Origin of the sequence: Candidatus Marinarcus aquaticus, from assembly GCF_004116335.1 — a bacterium.
In the GTDB taxonomy this organism is placed as follows: domain Bacteria; phylum Campylobacterota; class Campylobacteria; order Campylobacterales; family Arcobacteraceae; genus Marinarcus; species Marinarcus aquaticus.
In genome coordinates, this window is sequence record NZ_PDKN01000003.1 from 278008 (window position 1) to 301386 (window position 23379).

Below are 23379 nucleotides of genomic sequence, written 5' to 3' on the forward strand. Positions count from 1 at the left end.
TTTTTAAAACAACTCTGTTCTCATCTTTTTTTAACAATCCCATATTTTCAACATATTATTCATATATCATTGATAAAAAAGGTAAAAGAATGAATGGATTAAAAAATCTCAAAATTTTATACATTGATGATGAGCGTCTCATACGAGAGAACGCTGTCGAATATTTAAGTTTTTATTGCAATCATGTTTATCGCGCCATTGATGGTATAGACGGCATTGAAAAATACAAAAAATACAAACCCGATATCATCATTACGGATATAAAAATGCCCAAATTAAATGGCATGGAGATGATCAAAAAAATACGAACTCACGATAAAAAGACAAAAATTATTTTGGCCACTGCATTTTTAGAAACCCCCTATTTACTCGATGCCGTTGAATTGGGTTTGGTAAAATATTTAGTCAAACCCATTACGGCGGACAAACTTCTGCCCGTTCTTAAATCATGTGTGGAGGATCTTATTGAAGATAATAATATTTTCAATATCGGCAAAACATTTATTTATGATACGTTCAATAAGACACTTTTTTGTAATAAAGAACAAGTTGCATTAACTAAAAAAGAGATGCTTTTTTTAGATATCTTAATTAAAAATCATAAACGCACTGTACCTTACGAGGAGCTTAATCATTATGTATGGGATGGTTTTATGAGCGATGATGCAATGAGATCCATCGTCAAAGAATTGAGAAAAAAAATATCCAAACAAGCCATTAAAAATATTTCAGGCATCGGTTACCAAATTCATGTCAATATTTAAATATCTGCTGTTTACACTGCTTTTCTCTTTATATCTACAGGCACAAACAACGAATGAATTACTCAAAGATGTGTATGTTTCAACCAATGGTAAGACATTTCAATCCCTGGATAAACTTCATAAAGATTTCTTTAAACAAAAACATACTCAATTAATCGTCAAAGTCAGCCTCAATAAAGAGGCTTTAGAACATACTCATTACTATTTAAGAGTGGATTGCAATATCAAGGATTTGGTATCTTCAAATGTCAATTACACCATCACAAACAGTTATCCCATCATCAAACTGCATAAAGACATGAACGATACACTGTTGTTGCACTTTAATTATAACAATCGTGTGCCCTTTTTACAGCTTGAGACTTTTAACGCATTTGAGTATGAGTATATTATGAAGTATGAAAAAACACTCTTTGGAATCACTTACGGTATCATCTTTTGTGCATTTTTATATAATTTTATTTTTTTCTTATACAATAAAGAAAAAGCATTTTTATTTTACTCCCTTTTACAAATCTCTTTAATACTAATATTAATTATAAATTCTATGAATATACAAATTTATAAACATGGATATAATGTATCTTTTTTAATGGATATTTTATCCTCAATAACAGCAATATTATCAATTTTATTTAATATGGAGTTTTTAAATACTAAAAAACTTACTCCTACGATACATAAATTTTTGATATTTGTTTTATGCTTACCTATTATTGATCTAATATCTTTACTTATATTTAATGTTTGTTTGTTATTTAGATATATTCCCTCTTATATAATTATTTTAATTTTGCTTTTTTCTGCAATTAAAGTATTAAGCAAAGGATATAAACCTGCAATATCTTACATTGTAGGATGGTTAAGTTTATTTATTTTTGTCTTTTTTACAGAAACAAGCTTTACTGACAATTCCCAACTCTATCTTCTGCACATAGGTATTCCATTGGAGTCTTTAATCTTCTCTTTTGCCCTTGGTTTTAAAATACAACAAATAGAGATAGAAAAACAGCAACAAGAAACCATATTAATCAACCAAAGTAAACTTGCTTCAATGGGTGAAATGATAGGCAATATTGCTCATCAATGGAGACAACCTTTAACACATCTGTCTTATATCATTATGAATTTAAAAGCAGCCTATGAAACTGATAATTTGGATAAAAAATATTTGCAAAAGAAAACGGATGAAGCAAATCATCAAATTCATTTTATGTCACATACCATTGATGATTTTAGAAACTTTTTTAAGGTAACCAAACAAAAAGAGAGATTTAATGTTGTCGCAACCATACATGAAACCATCAATCTTTTAAATGAGAGTTTTAAATCTTGCGATATCAAACTGCATTTCAAATATAAAAACAACATTTATTTGGAGAGTTATAAAGGGGAGCTGTCACAAGTCATTTTTAACCTTTTAAATAATGCCAAAGATGAGTTTTTAAAAAATAAAACCACTTTGCCTAAGATAACAATAACGCTCAGTAAAAAGGAAAAAAATCTCTTAATTAAGATAGCAGATAACGCTGGCGGTATTGATGAACACCTATTAAAAAAGATTTTTGAACCCTATTTTACAACAAAAGAGCAGGGTTTAGGAATGGGGCTTTATATGAGTAAAATCATTATTGAAAAAAATATGGAAGGCAAACTGGAAGTACATAACATAAAAAATGGGGTTGAGTTTTTAATCACACTACCTATGCATTAGATTTTAAGAGTTCCCTCTTAAAATCTATATCCTATGCTTACAACACCATAAGTGTTCTCTTTATTGTAAAAATCGGCATTGGCATTCTCTTTTTGATAACCATTTCGCACACTTAAATATACGTGTTCATAGTGAAAAGGTTCATCCCAAACAAACTCTCCTTTGATCCCATAGATATCAACATCAACAGTTTCATCGACTTTAACATTAAACGCATCATACTCTTTTTGTCCGACATTGGCTATAATTGATAAACTTAAATTATGTCGTAATTGTGAAGAGACGCCAAACTCCAATGAATACTTATCATAAGAACTCGCTTTTCCATCTGCATTATATTTTTCATACATTATATTGGTGATATATTTTGATTCTTTATAAAAAATTTCCGTTTTAAAACTGTTTTTAAACACCACTAAATGTCGATCACCCTCTCTTTCTAAATCCTCTATCACTCTCTCTTTATCATATGAAACCGTACTGTATTGATATGCTATTGAGCTTTGATAGTATTCATTAACTGAAAATGCATAGGATGTATAACCTCCAATCTCATATACATCGGTCTCTTTTCTGTTTTCATTGATTAAATAGGGGTCTTCCCACTCTTCAGAAGTGTGTATTTTCATTCCCAAACTGAATTTACCCACTTTGGTATTTAAAGAAGAGCCCAGTTTAAAGCCCTCTTCATTAATTTGTGTTAAGACATTAAAATCTTTAATAATCTCATATTGATAGAACAATCCTATATGTCCTATACCTGTCGTTTCCTCTTTGGCATCTTTTAATCCAGAAATTTTTTCTTCTGATTCAATTGAAAAGTTATTTTTTGATTTTACAAATCCCCCTCCAATTTCAATATAGTTTTGCTCACTGGCAAACAAAGAACAGACCAATAACGATGGTAACAATATCTTTTTCATTCTTTTTCCTTTTTGTTTTGTCTTAAAAACACTATAAAGGAAAAATATGGGGAAATATGGGGAATTATATATTTTTGAGCATCTCGTTAAATTTGATAGATATAATTCGATATTTCAATCAGGTTTCCATCGGGGTCTCGCAGATAAATGGAGTTTATCTCTCCTAAAGCCCCTGTTCTTTTTACAGGTCCTTCAATAACCGTGTAGTCCAAGCTTTCAATATGTTTTTGATACTCTACGATGCTGGCATCAGTGATAAAACACAAATCAGCCGAACCCTCTTTGACATGGTGTGCTTTGGGTTCAAACTCATTTCCCAGTTCATGCAAATTAATTTTTTGATGCCCAAACTTCAATGCCACTCGGGTTTCTTTAAAAATCTCTTTTTCCATGCCCAAAACTTTGGTATAAAAATTAACCGTGGCGTCAATATCTTTTACAGTTAAAACAAGATGGTCTATGGTTTTTACTTTAAACATATCAGCTCCTTTTTTTTAATTATAACCTAATTATAAAGAAGCCATCAAAGTTAAGTAAGCTTGCTCTTGATATTTTTTCAGCTCATGTGGAAACTGCACACTGTTTTTACGCTCAAAGGAGCTCACTGCTTGTGGAGAAATCAATTGAACGGAGCATTTAGGGTTAAGTTGTATGAGGCCTTCCATTTTAAAAGTGACTGCCCCTCCTGCAAAAGTGCCTTTCTTCGCTCGTTTTTTTATAAAAATTGTTTCTATTTGGTTGTCTTCTAAAAAGTGTAAAAAGTCGTTACAAAACTCACGAATACTTTGTTGTTCTTCGTCCTCTTCGAGGATGATTTTTTTTATCTTTAAATCGATGTATTCATTGTCATCCATCACCACTAAAATTGCTTGATTGCTTTTAAGTTCGATTCCACATCGCTTCATTATTATGCCTTTATTGTAAATATAAGCGTATTGTAGTGAAGAATCAGAGTTAACTTGGATTGTATTGCAAATTGCGATATTTTTCTCTTGTAGGCGTTTATTTGTTTAATTAAGAGAGGAAAAGTTTGCGAAGCCAAGAATTAAATAAGCATTTAATTCGCTCTGGGCTTCACAGTTTTAAAAATGTTTAAATGGCGTCGAGTTTTTCTTGGAACTCTTCATTGAGTTGTTCAAGTTCAATTTGAAGTTCGAGTAATCGCTCTTCTTGTTGAGATTTTTCTGCTCCACTTAAAGAGGGCAAACTCTCCTCAATCTTCTCTATCTCTTTTCTAACAGGTCTTGTTGTTTCAGTCTTTTGAGCTACTACAGCTGCTCTTAACTTTTTAATCTCTTTTTTGGTTCTTTTGGGTTTAACCTCTTTCTTTTTCTCAACACCATCTTCTTCCCAACCAATTTTTTCTAAGAACTCATCATACGTTCCATTAAAATAGTCTGCTCCATCGTTTGTAAATACAATCAATCTGTCACAAACTGCTCGCAATAACTCCTCTGAGTGCGTTACAATCATACATGAACCTGGGAATGCTTTAATCGCTGTTGTAAGCGCATCGATTGAATCAATGTCCAAGTGGTTTGTAGGCTCATCTAAAAAAAGCAAATTCACATCTTGTGCGATGATTTTACCCAACATGACTCGTGATTTTTCTCCCCCTGAAAGAAGTGAGATTTTCTTTTTAGCATTATCTCCACTGAACATCATAAGACCACAAATACTTCTGATAACCGCTTCAGGGAGTTTGTGGTTGACACTGTAAATCTCATCCATGATGGTGTTGTTTTGATTCAGGTGTGAGATATTGGTTTGTCCAAAGTGACCAAATTCACACGAAGGATGAAATTTCACATCACCACTTAAAGGTTCAAGTTCCCCTGCAATGGTATTAAGCAAAGTTGACTTCCCTTTACCATTCTTTCCAATAATACCAATGGTTTCACCACTAGAAAGTGCAAACGTGATGTCTTTAAAAAGGATGTTGTCTTTGGTGTATCCAAAAGACAAATCTTTCACTTCCACTAAAAATTTTGCAGCCGTCTCTTTATAGTTAAAATCAAATTTGAGGTTGGCATCGTAATCCAAGTCTTCTAAAATATCCATCTTTTCTAAGATTTTAACTTTTGATTGCGCCAATGTTGCGGTTGCCGCTCGAGCTTTGTTTTTAGCAATGAACTCTTCAAGATCTTTTATCTTTTTCTCTTGTGCGATTTTTTGTTTTTCATGGTGCTCTTCATTGGCCAAAATTTGCTCATAGAATTTTCGTGTACCACCTGGAATCATAAAGGCACTCTTTCTTACAATTCCTAACGTATGCGTACAAACACTGTCCATAAAGTCTCTGTCGTGAGTGATTAAAATCACTTCCCCTTGAAACGCTTTTAAAAACTCTTTTAACCATCGAATCGACAAAATATCCAAGTAGTTTGTAGGCTCATCCAGTAGTAGCATATTGGGTTCAGTTAAAAGCAGTTTTGCTAGGTTGATTCTGATTTGATAACCACCTGAGAAAGATTTAGGGTCTTTGTTTAAATCTTCCATCGTAAACCCAAGTCCAAAAAGTATCTTCTCTGCTTTATAGATTTCGTATTTGTCCTCTTCACTTAAAGCAAGAGCCGTTTCATCTATCAAAGTCTTTTGTGTGAAATCAAAATACTGTTTTAATGCCCCAATTCTGTAGTTCTTTGGAAATTTGATTTCCCCTCCATCTGGATGCTCTTCTCCAAGTATGAGTTTAAACAGCGTTGATTTTCCTGTACCATTACGACCTACTAAACCTACTTTATCTTTGGCATTGAGCCGTAAATTGAGTTCATTGTACAGTACACTTGTTGGATAACTTTTTGATATATTGACTAATTCAATCATGGATTCTTCTTTTGGATGGTTTTTTTGAATGTGGGATTATAGAGTAAGGTGGATTATAGATTGGTAAAGTAAAATTCAAAGATTATATTAAAACCTTATGTTTATTTCATATTTTACCTGTATCTATTTCAAATTCAATTTTTTTAATCAAATCTTCCATCTCAATCTTACTAAAAGAATAATCTATGCAACTCTTTATATCTATCTTTGCACTAGCCAAAGTTTTTTCATTTTTATTTAGTATATTAATTTGTATAAACCCAAAAATATCTTTTTGAAACTCATCATTATCTAAAGCAATAGCAATTTGTGTAAATATTTGTGTTGCATGAATTATTGATTCTTTAACATCATTATTTGATTTAATATATAAATTCAATTCAAAAATATTTCCTATTTCATTAAACGAATGAAATTGAAATCCTACTATTTGTAAATTATGAATTATTCCTAGTAAAGACTGTTCACTTCTGAGACTAATTTGATGTTCTTTGTATTTTTCTGTTTTAATTATCTCTTCCATTATATTTAAATGAATAATTACTTCTGCAAGTCTTAAAATTCCATATTTAGAATTAACCCAAAATGTAATTTCTTTTAATTGCTCATGAGTTAATGATTGTGTTTTTATATTATTCTTTTTTCCATAATTTACTACAATATTCTCTTTAGCTATTGTAAAATCTTTATGTGTTGATATATTTCTCCATTGGCTTATAGGTATGTTAAATATTGGATCTTTTATTAGTTCATCAAAATCATTAATTAAGTTTACTATATCTCCAAATGTTTTATTTGAAATATCAGGGAAAGAGCCATCTAAATTAAATTTATAAATTTTAAAGAACAATTCTAGTCTAGGTTTAAAACAACCTTCAATGATATCATCCATAGTTTTAAAATAATAAGTTGCGAAATCTCTGGGAGTAAAAGTTGAAATATTTTTAGGTTGATTTATATAATAGCCCATATACAATTCATCAGTTTTGACAATTCTTAAAAAACTACTAGCTAATTCTTGAATTACTTCATCATGATTTTTAGATAAAGCATCCTTAAAAAATTTTATAATTTTTTCAAATAGTTTTTCTGATTCATCTTTATTAAGTATATGATTAACATAATTAACAAGCTCTGTTCTAAGTTGTTCTTTAAATTGTAAAAAGATATCTTCGTTATCGAAATATTTTAAAAAAATATCTTTAATAATTTGATTATAATCATCTACTGTTAAAGTGTCATCATACTTTAGAGTTTTGTTAATATTAACCATAAATCTTTCACTTCCTAATTTATAGATTATTTAGTAATTTTTATAATATACCAAAAGTTCACAAAAAATAAATGATAATGATTCATTTTTTAAAAGTTTATATTTTATTTATAATCAAGACAGAGTGGAAAATTTGGGAAGGAGCTTACTCAGTCGTAAGTGACTGAGTAAATTTTTACGCTTTAACGTAGAGTATGAATAAAAGATAAACTTTTATTTTAAACGTCTAAGTGTTCAACGTCTTTTGCGTGTTCCTCAATATAATTTCTTCTAGGCTCTACTTCATCTCCCATAAAGAGTGTAAACGTATCACTTGCTGCTTCTGCATCTTCAATTGTTACTCGTAACAATCGTCGTGCTTCTGGAATCATGGTTGTTTCCCATAATTGATCTGGGTTCATCTCCCCTAGACCTTTGTATCGTTGAATATAAGCACCTTTTTTAGCAAGGTTTTCAATATCTTCTAGTATTTCAACCAAGTCTCGCCCTTCGAACATTGAGATATCTCTTTCAACTAATTTGTTGTAAATATAGGTAGCTTCTGAGAAATAAGGAGATGCAAACAGTTCATCATCAATCACTAACTCTTCTAACCCTTCCTTGGTTTGAACAAACAGTTGAATTTTCTCTTCAGTGATGGTTTTAGATAAGATGTTATACCCTCTGTCTTCTAAAAATGTTCTCACTTCTTCATACAATTTAGCATAATCCAGTTTTACTAAATCAGAATTTTCAATCAAGTGTTTTAACATCTCAATAAGTGAATATCGCTTTTCAAGTTGCAGTAACATACCTCGATATCGTGAAACCGTTTTAAACAGATCAACTAAGTCATTGTACCCTAACCCTTTAAATTCAAATGACTCTAAACCATTTTCAATTAAGAAATTAGACAGAGCCGTGTCATCTTTTAAATAGGTCTCATTTTTACCTTTTTTGTATCGATACAATGGCGGTTGAGCAATAAAAAGATACCCTTTTTCAATGATTGGCCGTAAAAATCTAAAAAAGAATGTCAACAGAAGTGTTTGAATGTGGCTTCCATCAACATCCGCATCCGTCATAATAATAACTTTATGATATCGAATTTTCTCTCCATCAAAGTCTTCACCAATACCACAACCAAGTGCAGTAATCATGTTTCTGATTTCATCTGATTTTAAAATTTTATCCAATCGTGATTTCTCTACGTTTAGAATCTTACCTTTAAGTGGTAAAATCGCTTGGTAAACTCTATCACGCCCTTGTTTTGCTGAACCTCCCGCAGAATCCCCTTCCACCAGATACAATTCTCGAATAGCTGGGTCTTTACTTTGACACTCTGCGAGTTTACCCGGCAGTGTTCCTACGGTCATGGCATCTTTTTTACGTGTTAAATCTCGCGCTTTTTTAGCCGCTTCTCGTCCACGTGCAGCCATTAAAGCCTTTTCCATAATCGCTTTGGCTTGAGTTGGATTCTCTTCAAAATATTTATCGAGTTTTTCGCTGGTCAGTTTTTGACAAATTGGTTTAACGTATGATGAACCCAATTTCCCTTTTGTTTGTCCTTCAAATTGTGGTTCAGGTACTTTTACAGAGATTACGGCAATCAAACCTTCTCGTACGTCATCCCCCGTAATTTTTGTATCTTTCTCTCGTGCATTGGCATTGGCATTTAAATACTTCACAATACTTCGTGTAAGTCCCGCTTTAAAACCAGCTTCGTGTGTTCCACCATCAATGGTTCGAATGTTGTTAACAAATGAGAGTGTTTTTTCTGTATAGGTATCGTTATACATCACCGCAATATCAACTTCAACGTCATCCACTCGATCATTAAATGCAACGGCATCAGAAACAGGTGTATCTTTATTTAAATCTTCAACGAATTGTTGAATACCACCTTCAAAATGATAGACCTCTTCTACACCATGAACTTCATCTTTAAGTGTAATAGAGATAAATGAGTTAAGGTATGCTACTTCTCTGAATCGTTTAGCTAAAATAGAAAAATCATATTGATTGACTTCAAAAATAGAATCATCAGCTAAGAACTCAATGGTTGTACCTGTTTTTCTTGGGCTGTCACCAATAACTTCTAAAGGTGATTTAGGAATACCACAAGAGAACTCTTGATAGTGTACTTTACCCTCTCTGTAAATGGTCATTTTAAGATCTTTTGACAGAGCATTTACAACTGAAACACCCACCCCGTGAAGACCACCAGATACTTTATAGGTATCTTTATCGAATTTACCACCTGCGTGAAGTACAGTAAGTACAACCGTTGCAGCTGAAATTTTTTCTGTTGGGTGTTCAGCAACAGGAATACCTCGACCGTCATCTTCAACTCTTATCCAATGATCTTTGGTCATGGTAATTTTAATATTTTTACAATATCCTGCCATTGCTTCGTCAATAGAGTTATCTACAACTTCGTAAACCATATGGTGTAAACCATTGATGTTGGTATCTCCAATATACATCCCTGGTCTTTTTCTTACAGCTTCAAGCCCTTTTAAAACCTTAATATTACTCGCGCCATATTCTTGTTGACTCATATGATTATCCTTTTTTATTTATCTAACACAATTGGCATAACAATTGTATAGAATTTTTCATCTTCTAAATAGAATGGTAGATTTGATTCATTAAATCCAATTTTAATTTTTTCATTATTTGACATACTTAAAAAGTCCAATAGATATTTTGCATTGACTGCAATATAGAATTCAGAGTCAATACTTAAATCAATATCGACTTGTGTTTTAGATTCGCTCTCTTCATCTAATGATTCAAATATAATTGAGTGTGGAGAAAAAGTAACTTTGATGTTTGAAAAGAGTGAAGTTACTAATTTAATCGATTCTACTAATACTGCTTTTTGAACGGTGAAGTTATATCGCAGTGAACTTGGAATGATTCGTTCATAATCAGGGAATTTACCATTAATTAATTTTGTAAAGAAAAGGGTGTTGTTTGTAGAGATAACCATGTTGGTATCATCATATGCAATTTTAATTTCATCTAAAAAGAGTTTTTGAATTTCAATGATGGCTTTTTTAGGAATAATAAATTGGTTGACATTATTTGACATATTTTGTAAGTACGTTACAGCTAATCTTCGTGTATCGGTTGCTACAAAGTTGATTTTATCTTCTTTGATATCTACTAATGCACCATTAAGTTCAAATTTTGGATTGTTATTATCAATGGCAGGTGTGATTTTTTTAATTGAATTAATTAAATTGATATTATTGATGTTCAGTGGTGAAAGGTTTTCTGTTTTAGGAAAACTTGGATACTCATTGGCATCATACATTGGTAATTTAAAGTTTGATCTGCTTTGTTTAATTACAAGTGAATTATCAACGGTTTCAAGAATAATATCACTCTCTTTTAATCGTTTAATAATGTTTAATAGATTTTGTCCATTAACTGTGGCTTTACCATCTTGACTCTCAATTAAATCTGTAATGGTTGATTGTAAACCAATTTCATAATCTGTGGCTTTTAAAACCAGTGTTGAATTGGTTACTTCCAAATAGATGTGAGATGTGATTGAGCTTGCATCTTTTTTCTCTAAAAATGGTTGCATGGATGAAATGATATTTTCAATAATGCTTTTGGTAATTACAAACTTCATTTTTACCCCTTTATTATATTTATTTTTTAGTAGCAGAAGTAGGCTATGTGAATAGATGAAAACAGTTATAAAAAGCTGATTATATCATACTTTAAAAGCATGAACAACTTTTGATAAATATTCACACCTATTCACATAAGCGTTTAAAACTTTTTTCTACCACTCCTTATTTATAATTTTATTTTTTAAATTTTCAATGATCAGTTTGAAGTTTTCATCTTTTTCAATCAGCTCATTGGCTTTTTTGATATTGTGCGAAATTGAGCTGTGATCTTTCATTCCTAAAAACTTTGCAATGTCTGGCATTGAGTTGTGTGTTAACTCTCGTGCAAGATAGATTACTACACGTCTGGCATTAGCAACAATGGCCGTTCTTTTACGCGATTTAATATCACTTGGCTTGATGTTCAGTTCTGCTGCAACTACGGTGATGATATCAGGCAATTTGATGTTCTCTTTTTGCTCTTTGATTTGCTCTTTTAACAGACTTTGTGCCAACTCTAAATTAATCTCTTGATTAAGCAAGTTTGCACTGGCATTGATACGAATAAGTACACCCTCAATCTCTCGAATAGAGCTGTCTAAATTGGTGGCAATATAGTTAATAACATCTCGTGTGAGCTCAATACCATTGAGTTCGGATTTTTTCTCAATAATGGCAATTTTTGTCTCTAATCCTGGGATTTGAATGTCGGCTGTTAATCCCCACTCAAATCGAGATTTTAAACGGTCAACCAAACCTGCAATTTGTGAAGGCAGTCGATCGGAAGTCATTACAATCTGTTTTTTGGCATTATGCAGTTCATTAAAGGTGTGAAAAAATTCTTCTTGCGTCTGCTCTTTTCCGCTTAAAAATTGAATATCATCAATCAGCAGTATATCGCATTTTCGATATTTATCCCTGAAATGCTCCATGTTTTTACTTTTGATTGAAAACGTAAAGTCATTCATAAACTGTTCAATCGTTACATAAATAACGGTTTTACCTTGTTCAATGGCACTGTTACCAATGGATTGAAGCAGGTGTGTTTTTCCTAAACCTGTACCCCCATAAATAAACAGTGGATTGTATTGAATGCCGGGTTTTTTACTCACAGCCAATGAAGCGTTGTAGGCCATTTGATTTGATGGCCCTAAAACAAAAGAGTCAAAGGTATAAGAAGGGTTCAGCATGGTACTTTCTGCTGTGCATGCCTTCTCTTGTTCGACCATCTCTTTTTTGGTTTTTTTCTTCTCACCGGTTAATCGAATATCAATTTTTGGTTTGCTTCCATTGAGTGTTTCAAAGCATTGTTGAATGGTATTGGTGTATTTTGTCTTTATCCAGTTTGCTATATATTTATTTGCTACTTCAAAAACCGCCACATTGTCATCTGACATATTTTTTTTGTAATTCAGTTGTTTTAAAAAGCGTTCATAGTCAACTGATGTGGTCTCTTGTTTTAAAACAGATAAAATATCTTTATTCGTCATATAAAATCAACTCTTTTATTATAATATTGGTAGATATTATATCTAAAGTTTTATAAAATTATTTCTAAGCGACATTTTTTTGCTATATTTATGTGAATAATTTTTTAATTTAAGTTAACTTTTATAGAAAATGTATGAATATATCGCAACTTTCATATGTGAATAGTTTGGTTGAATATGTGTGAAGAGTGTGAATAAAATAAAGGAAAAGCAGTTTGAGTATGAAGATTTTAGGTATTGATCCAGGGACACGAAATTGTGGTTATGCTGTATTAGAAAAAGAGGGTCGAAACCTTAAACTCATTGAAGCAGGCTTAATTAAAATTAAGACCAAAATCTTGCAAGAACAAATTGTAGAGATGACCGAAGGTCTGGATTTAATTTTTAAAAAACACACCATCAGTGAAGTCTCTATTGAGGACATGTTTTATGCATTTAACCCAAAAACGGTGATTAAACTGGCGCAATTTAGAGGGGCCATCTCTTTAAAAGTGCTGCAAGAGTTTGGAAACTTCAATGAGTATACACCACTTCAAGTCAAACAAGCCGTAACAGGAAATGGAAAAGCGACCAAAGAGCAAGTGGCCTTTATGGTAAAACGTTTGTTGGGCATCAAACAAGAGATTAAACCGTTGGATATCACCGATGCTATTGCCATTGCTTTGACCCATGCTCAACGACTTCGATAGCATTTGTCTTAGCTTTTTAAACTAACAGCTTCAATTCATTTTACATATCAGTCCTTTTTGACTATAATGGCGCTTTTAATTACAAGGGAAATGATGAAAAAAATAGGAATATTGGCATCTCACAACGGCAGTGGGTTTGATGCAATATGGCAAGCTTGCGTTGATAACAGACTCGATGCCAAAGTGGTATTGGTCGTTTCAAACAACAGTGAAGCCGCTGTTTTACAAAAAGCACACAGCAGAGAAATTGAAGCGTGTGTGGTCAATACAAAACTCTATCCCCATGATAACCTAGATGAAAAAATAACCAAACTTTTTTTAGAACATGAGTGCGATTATATCTTCTTATCGGGCTATATGAAAAAGCTTGAAAAAGAGCTTGTTAGTACCTTTGAAAACAGAATTATCAATGCACATCCGGCACTTTTACCGAAATTTGGTGGTAAAGGGATGTACGGAAGAAACGTTCATGAAGCCGTTTTAAATGCAAAAGAGAAGATTTCAGGGTGTACCATTCATTTTGTCAATGAACATTATGATGAAGGTGAATATATTTTACAAAAAAGCATTGAAATAAAAAGTGACGAAACTGTAGAAAGCTTAGAAAATAAAATTAAATCACTGGAATCAGTTGCTATTATTGAAGCATTCAATAAACTTATAATATAGCATCAAAAGTTCAAAGGTCACTTATGGATAATTTGAAAAATGATATTATTTTTAATACCATCAATAATGGTATTTTAATTTTAGATGAAGACCTAAAAATACGAGCTTGGAACCGATGGTTAGAGATACACACCTGTATGAATTTAGAGGCGGTTCAAGATAAGAATTTGTGTGAACTCTTTCCTTCAATTGATGAAAAAAAATTAAAACGAAAAATTAAATCAGTTTTGGTTACAAATAACTCCTCTTTTTATTCGGTGGATCCCCATCGCTATTTAATCAAAATACGACTCAGTAATATCACCAATGCCATTTATGAATACATGCAACAAGACGTCACCATTGCTCCTTATAAAAAAGAGGAGCGATTGGTGGCAGTCTATATCTATGATAAAACTTCATTGTGTGAAACCAATGCCCAACTTGAAGTGCTTAATGGTGAACTCAAAGAGTTGTCTTATCGTGATCCTATGACACATGCGTATAACCGACGATATTTCTATGAAGAGGCCACCCGATTGCTCTCTTTAGCCAATCGAGAAGAGAAGAGTTGTTGTATTGTGATTATGGATATTGACAAGTTTAAAGATATCAATGATACCTATGGACACTCTATTGGGGATGAAGTCATCATTGCTTTGGCAAAGAATTTGGAAACACACACACGCAAATCCGATGTCATTGCACGATTTGGGGGTGAAGAGTTTGTGATATTGTTGTATAACTCCGATATTAAAAATGCCAAATTGGTTGCAGAAAAAATTCGAGAAGATATTCAAGATATTGCCATATCAACCAGTGAAGGTGCAATTCACTTTACGGCTTCATTTGGAGTATCACGATTTGATAAAACGTTTGATGAAAATGACATCGAACACACTATTTCACGTGCAGATAAATGTCTTTATGTGGCCAAAACGCATGGGCGTAATAAAGTCATCACTGAAGAGTATTTAGGAGCATCTAAATATGATAAACTCTTTAATACTTACAGTATGGATGATCAAACTCTACATATCATTTAAACTCAAAGCTTTGGCAGTTGCCACTTCTTATAATAGGCCAAAAGTCGCAGACTCACTCCACAAATAAACAGTAAAGTAAGATTAAATAAATTGACTTGTGTAAACAAATGTAAAACATAGGTGATTAACCCTACAATAATGGCAACCGTACCATAAAATTCACTCACTAAAATAGAGGGCACTTTGTTGATTAAAATATCTCTGAGCGTTCCTCCTCCAACGGCCGTTAAAAATGCCAACATTAACACACCTAAAAAATTGAAATGGGATTCAATGGCAATCAAAGAACCTGTAATCGCAAAAGAGCATAATCCTATGGCATCGGAGATAATAAAGGCGGTTTTTCCTTCAAAGTTGGTGATGTGATGCAGTTTAAAAATAAATGACACCACCAACGTGGCAATTACAAGCAAAATAGGCAGATTGGCATCAAACACATAGGGCGTTTTATTGGCAATGGTATCACGAATGATTCCTCCACCCAACGCGGTTAAAAAAGAGGAGATAAATATCCCCAGAATATCAAGTTTATAGTGCACGGCAATTAAAAAACCACTCAAAGCAAATGAGATGATTCCAATGATATCAGCAACTTCTAACGCACTCATGTTGGTTCCCTTAAAAAATAGATAAGTTGGTTTTAGTGGTAAAAAGCTCTAAAGCTTTGGTTCCAATCAAGGAGTTTCCTTGAGAGTTGAGTTTGGGTGAATAGACACAAATGGCCATTTTTTGAGGTACGACTGCAACGATGCCTCCGCCCACACCACTTTTGCCCGGAAGCCCCACTTTGTATGCAAAATCTCCTGAAGCATCATAATGACCACATGTGAGCATCAAAGCGTTGATACGTTTGGCTTGTGATGGGGTAATAAGCGCTTCATTGGCCTTTGGATTTGTCCCATGATTGGCTAAAAAAAGCATCGATTGTGCGAGTTGTTGAGTGTTCATCATAACAGAGCACTGTTTAAAATAGGTCTGCATCACATCATCAATTTCGTTGTGAATGTTTTTATAGCTTTTTATCATGTTAATTAAGGCCATATTTCGATAACCATGTTGGTATTCAGAACAAAAAATGGTTTCATCGTACTGTATACTGCTGTCATTGGTGAGAGTGTGAATGAACTCTAAAATAGTATGAAAGGTATTCTCTTTATAAATGCTTGTAAGTGCATCGGTGGTTACAATCGCACCTGCGTTGATAAAAGGATTTCTTGGAATACCGTTTTCATACTCCAATTGCACGAGTGAATTAAAAGGATTTCCAGATGGTTCGTGGTTGACTCTTTTATACAACTCTTTTCCATACGCTTTAAGTGCTAATGTAAAGGTGAAAACTTTTGAGATACTTTGTATTGAGAATTTGTGTTGGGTGTTTCCAATGTGATACGACTTTCCATATAAAAGCTGAATGCTCATGGCAAAATCTTCAGCGTTTACAGTGGAAAGGGCAGGAATATAGTCTGCAACTTTTCCTTGTGAAAAAAGAGGTTGAATCTCCTCTTCAATCTCTTTTAAAATGTCAGCATAGTTTGGCATCAGATTTAACCAATAAGCTCTTTCATGGCCTCAGCTGTTTTTCGAATCTCCCATTGTGCATGTGAGTCTAAACGAAGTTTGAAGTAGTTTTCCAGTTGCGTTGGCATGAACCCACCCCAAATTTGTGAGTAAGCTGCTTGTGGGATGATTCGTCGTGCTTCTTGCGGTTTTACACCCGCATCAAGAGCAGTGTAGTAGTGCTCAACGCACATATCAATCAGCTCTTGAGTGGTTTTGTTGTTTGCTTTGATCTCTTTCATTTTTTCAGAGATATAAAAATCAAACGGCACTCTTTTTCCGCTGACGTATCGTCGTGAAAGCTCTTGCCAATTGATTCTGTGCCGCACCATTTGACTTCGTGTTGGTAGGTCGATTTTATATAAGAATACTTTGAAGTGTTTTTTGATGATTTCACACTCTTCTTGGGTATTATAAAGGGTTCGAATATCGAAGCTGTAAGCACCTGGATTATTCTCATAATCATAGACCAATGCTCGATAGTTTGTGAGCAAATATTGGTTGTTTTCAACCATTTCACCAAACTTTTTAGCGTTGCTGTACTCCAATGCAAGCACCTCTTGATGTTGAGGGTTTTTAGGGTCAAGAAGCATAGGAACAAACTCAAAAGATGAACTTGGAAGACCCATACTCTCAGCCATCAATCGGTTGTACAGGCTCTCACTTCCCAATGCTTTGGGGGATTGATAACAAATTGAGGCCACTTGTGTAATCGCTAAAATACGATTCTCTTCGTTTAAGTTGGCTTTAGAGAAATCCCACTGCTCTACAAAGGCAATGTCATCCCCAAATATGTTCTCAATTTTGTTCATCAATTCTATCATTCGTTCACCCTTTTTTGTTAATATGGGTTTGATTATACAAAAAATTTGCTTTTATTATTGAATGATGATTTTAAATATATTTTTTTTATTTTCATGCAGATATTCAAGCTTGAAATCATGACGTTGTAAAATTTTATGCACAATGCTTAATCCCAATCCAAATCCGTCTCTTTGAGTCAACTCTTGTGTGAATGGTTTGAGGTAATACGCCAACTTTTTATTGAGTTTTTTTCCTTCATTAATGACATGAATCTCATGGGCAGTGGTTTTAATACAAATGGGCAAAGATGAAGCATATTTCAAAGCGTTATCAATGAGGTTTTTTAGTGCAATGCTTAAATACTCTAAATCCCCATTGATTTTAAACTCTTCTTGCAGGTCTAATGTGATTTTGGACTCATCAATATAGAGCCGATTGAGCGACTCAATTATTAAAGTCTCTGCATCAAAACTGCTTTTTGTGAGTTCAAAGGCATTGAGTTTTTCTAATTGTATAAGTTCATTGGTTAAATGCTCTAAATCTGAAAAAATTTTATGCAAGAACTCTTTTTGTGATTTATTTTCAATCTTTTCAATCGCAAACTTTCCTTTTGCTATAGGGGTATGCAGTTCATGCCCAATATCTCTTAAGAGTTCTTGTCGAGTCTGTATGAGCTCTTCCAGTCTTGACGCCATGGTATTAAATGTTTTGGCCAAAGTTCCTATTTCATCATTGGATTTTATGGGAATACGACTGCTTAAATTTCCATTGGCAAAGTTATTGATCTCTTGGGTGATTTTTTTCAAAGGCCATAAAAGTTTCAGGATATATAAAAAGATTAAAATCAAAACAAAAACATCTAAAAAAATAAGCGCATTGAGTTTGATTTTGTCATTGATGTTATTTACATCCGGTGTCTTTAAAATGATGTGTTCATCGAGAAAAACAAGATGTATGATAAATTCATCATCGAAAGAGGGTTTCTCTATTTTGATATAACCAAAAGTGTGTTGTTGAAAATAGAGTCTCTCTAAGTGTTTATATGAGAGGTTTTTAACTCTTTTAAGCTCATAACGTGTGATGATGTTTTCAAACTGTTCAGGGTCTTCAATGTGGCTAAAAAGCTCATTGCTGATTTTAAGATATTTATCTTTGATTAAAGCGTCCAAACGTTTGGTATTGATGTCATCGATCCATAAACCAATGATGCTCATGAGTATCAAACTTGCAATGAAAAGAAGAGAAATCTTTTTAGTAATGCTCATGAGTTAACCTATAAATTTATACCCAATACCCCAAATGGATTTGATGTATTGTGGCTCTTTGGAATCATCACCAATTTTATGGCGAATGTTTGAAATGTGAGTGTCAATGGTGCGGTTTTTGGTATTTTCATCCAGTGAAGTAGCATGCAGTATTTGCTCTCTTGAAGTGACTTTGTTGAGGTGGTGAATTAAAAAAAGAAAAATCTCAAACTCTACTTTTGTTAAGTCGATACTGTAATTATCTAAAATGACCGTTCGATTGGCTTCATCAATGATGAAATCACCCACCTTAAATTCTTTAGTTGGTCGACGCTTTAAGATATGCTCAATGCGTAAAACCAGCTCTCTGGGCTCATAAGGTTTGGCTAAATAGTCCTCTGCTCCTAGCTCAAAACCTAAGATTTTGTTGCCAATATCTCCTCTGGCTGAAGAGATAATCACAGGAACATTGCAGATGCCTTTAATCTTTTTAAAAACATCAAAGCCGTCCATTTGGGGCAACATCAAGTCTAAAATAACAATGATATAATCACGAGGTGTGTGTTCAAGTGATTTTAAAGCCTCTTTAGGGTTTGAATAGGCATCGGTGCTAAAGTGATACTCTTCTAAATACTCTTGTATAAGCCGTTGCATTTGTGGATCATCTTCAATGAGCAGTACTTTTTTATTCAACTTGCCACTCCTTTAAATAGTGTGAAAAGAGTTCTCGTTGTTGGGGTGTTAATACCCCATGTATTTTTTTCAACGTTTTGGCTTCAAGTTCGATGCTGTCTTCATAAATCTCTTCAGCAATCTCTTCATATTCCTCTTTATCAAAGTGCTCTTTTTGCATCAGTTTTTGAAGTTTTTTCTCCTCTTTTTTACGTTTTTCATAGTAGTGGTCAAACTTTTTTTTATACTCTAAAAGAATTTGTTTCATACGTTCATGTTGTGCAGAAGAAAGCTCTAAATAGTCTAAATTTTTATAAATATGAGTATGTTCTGAGGGCTTTTTAGCCCAAACAAAAGAGCATAAAAGCAGACTAGTTAAAATCAGAGATATTTTTAATTTTATCATCTTCTATCAATCCTTTTTCAACATCACTGTGACACGCTTTGCAGTTGGCTTTGCTTTTTATTTTTTCATGTGCAAAGAGTGTTGTTGGTACCTCTTGGTGTGCATGTTTCCAAAAAGAGGTGTGTGTCATTGCAATTATATCTTTATTTCCAATCGAATTCAAAAACGACAAACTTGCTTCTTTTGTCGAACTTTCTGCACTGTTTTTGACCAAAAAAGCCAAAATGGTTTGATGGGTTTGCTCATCCAGTGAGGCATCATCTCCAAAGTGATTCTCCAAGTCATTCATCAATGCAGTCCATGAGTGTTTAGGCAATAGATTGGGAGGGATACAGAGTGTGACACGAGCCACACTCTGAAACGAACACCTCATTTTGCTTTGAATAATCCACGGGTTCATAGGAAGAAGCAATCAGTACATTTTTAGGGTTGATAAGATTATAAACAAGAAATGCAACTAAGGCAATCAAAAAGATAAAAGCAACGGCTTTTTGAAAAATAGTGGTCTTGATGCTTTTATCTTCATCAAGGTGTTTATAACCTGTAAAAATTGATTTGAGTGTTTCATATTGAGGATGAAAGAGTTTGTCCATTATTACTCCACCTAAGTGCACAACAATCAAAAAGATAAAGAAGTTGGCCAAGGTTTCATGTATCTCTTTAAAGAGTTTCATTTTTTTAAAAAAAGAGTCATTTAAAAAAGAAAAAATTCCTTTGCCTTCTTGAATACCAAAGGCCAATGCACCTGTAGCAATTACTAAAATGGCTACGACGATCATGGTAATCATCAAATAAGAAGCGGCAGGATTATGTCCTGCATTACTGTGGTCTGCTTTGATGGGATTTTTGACAAACTTTTTTAAAGCCTCTTTGCTGAGGTTAAAATCCTTAAATTTTGAATACTTGGGACCCACAATTCCCCAAACCAATCTGAATAAAAGTATGATTAATAAACTGTATCCAATAACGGCATGATAATCTAACAAGTGGTCATCGTCTGTTAAAAATGCCAACAAAATCAGCAGGGCAAACAGCCAGTGGAAGACCCGTGTAGGCAGGCTCCAAATATATGATTTCATCATTTTATCTCCTTAATCTTCCCATCGCCCAAAGTTGGGGATGTTAATATCTCGTTCACTGTATATACCCTTTTGAGCCGTGGTATGGCAAGCTTTGCAGTTAAACAGGCCTTTGACTTCTGGTTGAGTGATGAGAGAAGGGCGTATCTCATCATGTTTTCGTATCATATATGGTGTCGTTGAAATTGACTTTGCAATGCTGTTTTTAGGCAAACTTTGTACAATTTTACGGCTTCGTTTATACTGCATGTTTTTTTCGGCACTGTTTTGTTGCAGATACGCTGAAATGGTTTGAAAATCTTCATGTAATAAAGAGGCATCCACTCCAAAGTGGTTATCCAATTCATTCATCATTGTATTCCAAGCATTTTCAGGCAATAACCCTGGCTGATATGCAAAATGACATGCCCCACACTCTTGAATATATAAAGCATTATTCACTGGGGCCACATCGATTCGTTTTGAGGAATAACCATCGGCAAAAACAAATAGAGGTATAATTAAAAAAAGAAAGGGTTTCATGGTTAATCCTTTGATAGGATATAAGTAATTACATCCCCTTTTTCTTGTGCTGTTCCTTCTCTGTTATACACATCTTTAAAATTTCTCATGAGCCATTTCTCAATGTTTTTAATTTTTGTTAAGCGCTCAGGATTCGCTTTAGGTGAAAGGGGCTCAATCACTTTTCCTGTAAAAAAGTTTTTATGTGATTCATTGAGGTTGGTACCATGACATGAGGTACATGAGATGGCTTTTCCTTTTTTTCCCATGTGGGTTGAGGTAAAAATGGTTTCTCCTCGTTTGGCATCAAACCCTTTAAAATTTTCAATCTTTTGTTCCAGTTGTGATAAGTAATCATCACTGACATTTGCAAAACTGAATGTTAAGGCGGTGCAAATAAAAATGAATAACCGCATCTTTTCTCCTTTGGTCTTTTATATAATGACAGTATAAAGGATATTATTTAAGATGCGATGTCATTTCTCTTAACATTTTCTTGACAATTTTAAATTAACAAGCAATCACTCTGTACGAACAGAAGAGAGAATGTCCATCTCTTTTTTATACAGATGCGTCTCAACTTCAAACATGCCTAAAAGGGTATGAAAAAGGTTGTCTTGTGAAAACGGTTGCTCTTTTATTCTTTCAAGTTTCTTGATGTCAAAGTCCTCTTTCATCCCTTCTCCAAACCACATCACCGATGCCACATGCGTTTGTGTATTAGGAGCCATAAAGTAAGGCATACCGTGTAAATAAAGACCATCTTCTCCTAAACTCTCTCCATGATCTGACATATAAAGCATCGCCGTTTCATGAGTTTTTGAGTAGGGTTTTAAAAAGTTAATCACTTTAGATAAGAAGGCATCGGTGTGTAAAATGGCATTGTCATAGGCATTGCCAATCTCCTCTTTGGTGCATTTTTCAAGCTGATTGGTTTTACACACAGGGGTAAACTTTTCAAACTCTTTGGGGTATCGTTTGTAATAAGCAGGTCCATGGTTCCCCATTTGATGCAGTACAATTAAGATATCTTCGTTTTTGTTTTTTTCAATGTAATCCTCTAATCCTACAAGCATTCCTTCATCTCGACACTCCCCATCTTTTTCACAGATGGTATTGGTTTTTGAAGAACGATAATCTTCATATTGCACACGTAATGCAACCCCTTTGGAACTGGAGTTGTTGTCTCTCCATAAAATATGCACTTGTTTGGTATGCGTTAATACATCCAAAACATTTTCATTGGAAATACCTTTTTTGTAAGAGTATTTATCACGGTCAAACATCGAGAACATACAAGGCACTGAATGTGCGGTTGATGTACCACATGAGGCAATTTTGGAGAAGTTATAAATCTCTTGTTGTTTAAGCAATGGATTGGTCTCTTTTTCGTAACCATTAAGTGAAAAACGGTCGGCTCGTGTTGCTTCTCCTACAACCAAAATGACCAACTCTTTTTTCTCTTCATCGGTTTCATGAATGGCAGCATCTTCCCCTTGAGGTTTTAAAACATTTTTTGATTTAAAATAGGTGCGTTTGGTATAGTTTCCAATACTGAACATCCAGTACGTTGGGTTGGCATAGTATTTAATACTTTTATGCTCTCTGAAAAAAGAGGTGTAAAATTTACTGAATGCCAAAATCGTCACAGCAATTAACACAAAAGTAATCAGCAGTGTTTTAATTTTTCGAAAACTCTCTTGTTTAAAAGTGCCATATTCTACAGGTATTTTGTAAATAAAAAAGCTTGGAATCAAACCCAGTAAAATCACATATACAATGAGTTCAAAACTGAGTAAATCATACGACTCATTGAAGTTGGTCTCCATGGCATTTCGTATCATGCTGTGGTCAATGACAACGTTATAGGTATTCATAAAATAAGCAGTAAAGGCAGATACCATCACAACTGTGATTAGAAAAGGTTTGAGTATGTATCGTGAACTGAACAGTGACAGAACAAAAGTGATGAACAAAAACAGCGTTACAAACACAGAGATACAGTAAAGAATATTGAGGCCACTAAAAGAGTAAATGCCCAGCAGATTTTTAAAAAATGAGGTGTTATAAAACAGCGTGAGTAACAGCGAGGTGTAAACAATAAGTTTATACTGAGTAACAGATTTCATAGAGTT

At 33.6% G+C, this 23379-nt stretch carries 24 protein-coding genes; 5 read left to right on the forward strand and 19 right to left on the reverse strand.

The window, feature by feature from the left end; all coding sequences use genetic code 11:
* The first annotated feature begins 89 nt into the window (after positions 1–89).
* Both CRV04_RS06330 and CRV04_RS06335 read left to right on the forward strand, forming a co-directional pair.
* Positions 90–764, forward strand: coding sequence for a response regulator transcription factor (locus CRV04_RS06330; RefSeq protein WP_128995982.1), 675 nt, complete (start codon positions 90–92; stop codon positions 762–764).
* Positions 751–2478, forward strand: a complete 1728-nt coding sequence (locus CRV04_RS06335) for a sensor histidine kinase (protein WP_128995983.1) — start codon at positions 751–753, stop codon at positions 2476–2478. Before CRV04_RS06330 ends, CRV04_RS06335 begins: the two co-directional genes overlap by 14 nt.
* Before the next feature lie 17 nt (positions 2479–2495).
* Here the strand turns inward: CRV04_RS06335 and CRV04_RS06340 are convergent, their stop codons facing one another.
* From CRV04_RS06340 to dnaA, 8 genes are all read right to left on the reverse strand, one after another.
* A complete protein-coding gene (locus CRV04_RS06340; RefSeq protein WP_128995984.1) occupies positions 2496–3401 on the reverse strand; it encodes a surface lipoprotein assembly modifier in 906 nt (301 codons plus the stop codon).
* Positions 3402–3487: 86 nt separating this feature from the next.
* Positions 3488–3880 (reverse strand): VOC family protein, encoded by a 393-nt coding sequence (locus CRV04_RS06345; RefSeq protein ID WP_128995985.1) that lies wholly within the window; start codon positions 3878–3880, stop codon positions 3488–3490.
* 30 nt (positions 3881–3910) lie between these two features.
* Positions 3911–4306: a DUF3010 family protein gene (locus tag CRV04_RS06350; protein ID WP_128995986.1), complete on the reverse strand. Its 396-nt coding sequence runs from the start codon at positions 4304–4306 to the stop codon at positions 3911–3913.
* 187 nt (positions 4307–4493) lie between these two features.
* On the reverse strand, positions 4494–6227 hold the full coding sequence (locus tag CRV04_RS06355) for an ATP-binding cassette domain-containing protein (protein ID WP_128995987.1): 1734 nt from the start codon (positions 6225–6227) through the stop codon (positions 4494–4496).
* Positions 6228–6333: 106 nt separating this feature from the next.
* A complete protein-coding gene (locus CRV04_RS06360; RefSeq protein WP_128995988.1) occupies positions 6334–7500 on the reverse strand; it encodes a hypothetical protein in 1167 nt (388 codons plus the stop codon).
* 218 nt (positions 7501–7718) lie between these two features.
* A complete protein-coding gene (gene gyrB / locus CRV04_RS06365; protein ID WP_128995989.1) occupies positions 7719–10040 on the reverse strand; it encodes a DNA topoisomerase (ATP-hydrolyzing) subunit B in 2322 nt (773 codons plus the stop codon).
* Between the two features lie 14 nt (positions 10041–10054).
* On the reverse strand, positions 10055–11125 hold the full coding sequence (gene dnaN / locus CRV04_RS06370; RefSeq protein ID WP_128995990.1) for a DNA polymerase III subunit beta: 1071 nt from the start codon (positions 11123–11125) through the stop codon (positions 10055–10057).
* Between the two features lie 156 nt (positions 11126–11281).
* The gene (gene dnaA, locus CRV04_RS06375; protein ID WP_128995991.1) at positions 11282–12598 is read right to left on the reverse strand and encodes a chromosomal replication initiator protein DnaA; all 1317 of its coding nucleotides are present in this window, start codon (positions 12596–12598) and stop codon (positions 11282–11284) included.
* Between the two features lie 221 nt (positions 12599–12819).
* Between dnaA and ruvC the strand changes: the two genes are divergently transcribed.
* From ruvC to CRV04_RS06390, 3 genes are all read left to right on the forward strand, one after another.
* Positions 12820–13287: a crossover junction endodeoxyribonuclease RuvC gene (gene ruvC / locus CRV04_RS06380; protein WP_128996082.1), complete on the forward strand. Its 468-nt coding sequence runs from the start codon at positions 12820–12822 to the stop codon at positions 13285–13287.
* Between the two features lie 93 nt (positions 13288–13380).
* The gene (gene purN / locus CRV04_RS06385) at positions 13381–13956 is read left to right on the forward strand and encodes a phosphoribosylglycinamide formyltransferase (protein ID WP_128995992.1); all 576 of its coding nucleotides are present in this window, start codon (positions 13381–13383) and stop codon (positions 13954–13956) included.
* A gap of 23 nt (positions 13957–13979) precedes the next feature.
* Positions 13980–14981 carry a sensor domain-containing diguanylate cyclase gene (locus CRV04_RS06390; protein ID WP_128995993.1) on the forward strand — a complete coding sequence of 334 codons (1002 nt, stop codon included), beginning with the start codon at positions 13980–13982 and terminating at the stop codon, positions 14979–14981.
* A gap of 2 nt (positions 14982–14983) precedes the next feature.
* On the opposite strand, the gene CRV04_RS06395 is transcribed toward CRV04_RS06390, so the two are convergent.
* The 11 genes from CRV04_RS06395 to CRV04_RS06445 all read right to left on the reverse strand — a co-directional run bounded on the left by CRV04_RS06395 (position 14984) and on the right by CRV04_RS06445 (position 23373).
* Entirely contained in the window at positions 14984–15589 is a 606-nt protein-coding gene (locus CRV04_RS06395) for a trimeric intracellular cation channel family protein (protein ID WP_128995994.1), read from the reverse strand.
* 10 nt (positions 15590–15599) lie between these two features.
* Positions 15600–16520 carry a glutaminase gene (locus tag CRV04_RS06400; protein WP_128995995.1) on the reverse strand — a complete coding sequence of 307 codons (921 nt, stop codon included), beginning with the start codon at positions 16518–16520 and terminating at the stop codon, positions 15600–15602.
* A 5-nt stretch (positions 16521–16525) separates the two neighbouring features.
* Positions 16526–17362 carry an FAD-dependent thymidylate synthase gene (locus tag CRV04_RS06405; RefSeq protein ID WP_128995996.1) on the reverse strand — a complete coding sequence of 279 codons (837 nt, stop codon included), beginning with the start codon at positions 17360–17362 and terminating at the stop codon, positions 16526–16528.
* 54 nt (positions 17363–17416) lie between these two features.
* A complete protein-coding gene (locus CRV04_RS06410; RefSeq protein WP_128995997.1) occupies positions 17417–18607 on the reverse strand; it encodes an ArsS family sensor histidine kinase in 1191 nt (396 codons plus the stop codon).
* 3 nt (positions 18608–18610) lie between these two features.
* Positions 18611–19279, reverse strand: a complete 669-nt coding sequence (locus tag CRV04_RS06415) for a response regulator transcription factor (RefSeq protein ID WP_128995998.1) — start codon at positions 19277–19279, stop codon at positions 18611–18613.
* On the reverse strand, positions 19272–19664 hold the full coding sequence (locus tag CRV04_RS06420) for a periplasmic heavy metal sensor (protein ID WP_128995999.1): 393 nt from the start codon (positions 19662–19664) through the stop codon (positions 19272–19274). The genes CRV04_RS06415 and CRV04_RS06420 overlap by 8 nt, the downstream gene beginning before the upstream one ends.
* On the reverse strand, positions 19630–19953 hold the full coding sequence (locus tag CRV04_RS06425) for a cytochrome C (protein WP_265588973.1): 324 nt from the start codon (positions 19951–19953) through the stop codon (positions 19630–19632). The genes CRV04_RS06420 and CRV04_RS06425 overlap by 35 nt, the downstream gene beginning before the upstream one ends.
* Before the next feature lie 19 nt (positions 19954–19972).
* Positions 19973–20746, reverse strand: coding sequence for a cytochrome b/b6 domain-containing protein (locus tag CRV04_RS06430; RefSeq protein WP_128996001.1), 774 nt, complete (start codon positions 20744–20746; stop codon positions 19973–19975).
* Between the two features lie 9 nt (positions 20747–20755).
* Positions 20756–21265, reverse strand: a complete 510-nt coding sequence (locus tag CRV04_RS06435) for a diheme cytochrome c (RefSeq protein WP_128996002.1) — start codon at positions 21263–21265, stop codon at positions 20756–20758.
* A gap of 2 nt (positions 21266–21267) precedes the next feature.
* Positions 21268–21660, reverse strand: a complete 393-nt coding sequence (locus tag CRV04_RS06440; protein WP_128996003.1) for a DUF1924 domain-containing protein — start codon at positions 21658–21660, stop codon at positions 21268–21270.
* A 105-nt stretch (positions 21661–21765) separates the two neighbouring features.
* Complete coding sequence (locus CRV04_RS06445) at positions 21766–23373, reverse strand: phosphoethanolamine transferase (protein WP_128996004.1); 1608 nt, start codon at positions 23371–23373, stop codon at positions 21766–21768.
* Positions 23374–23379 lie beyond the last annotated feature (6 nt).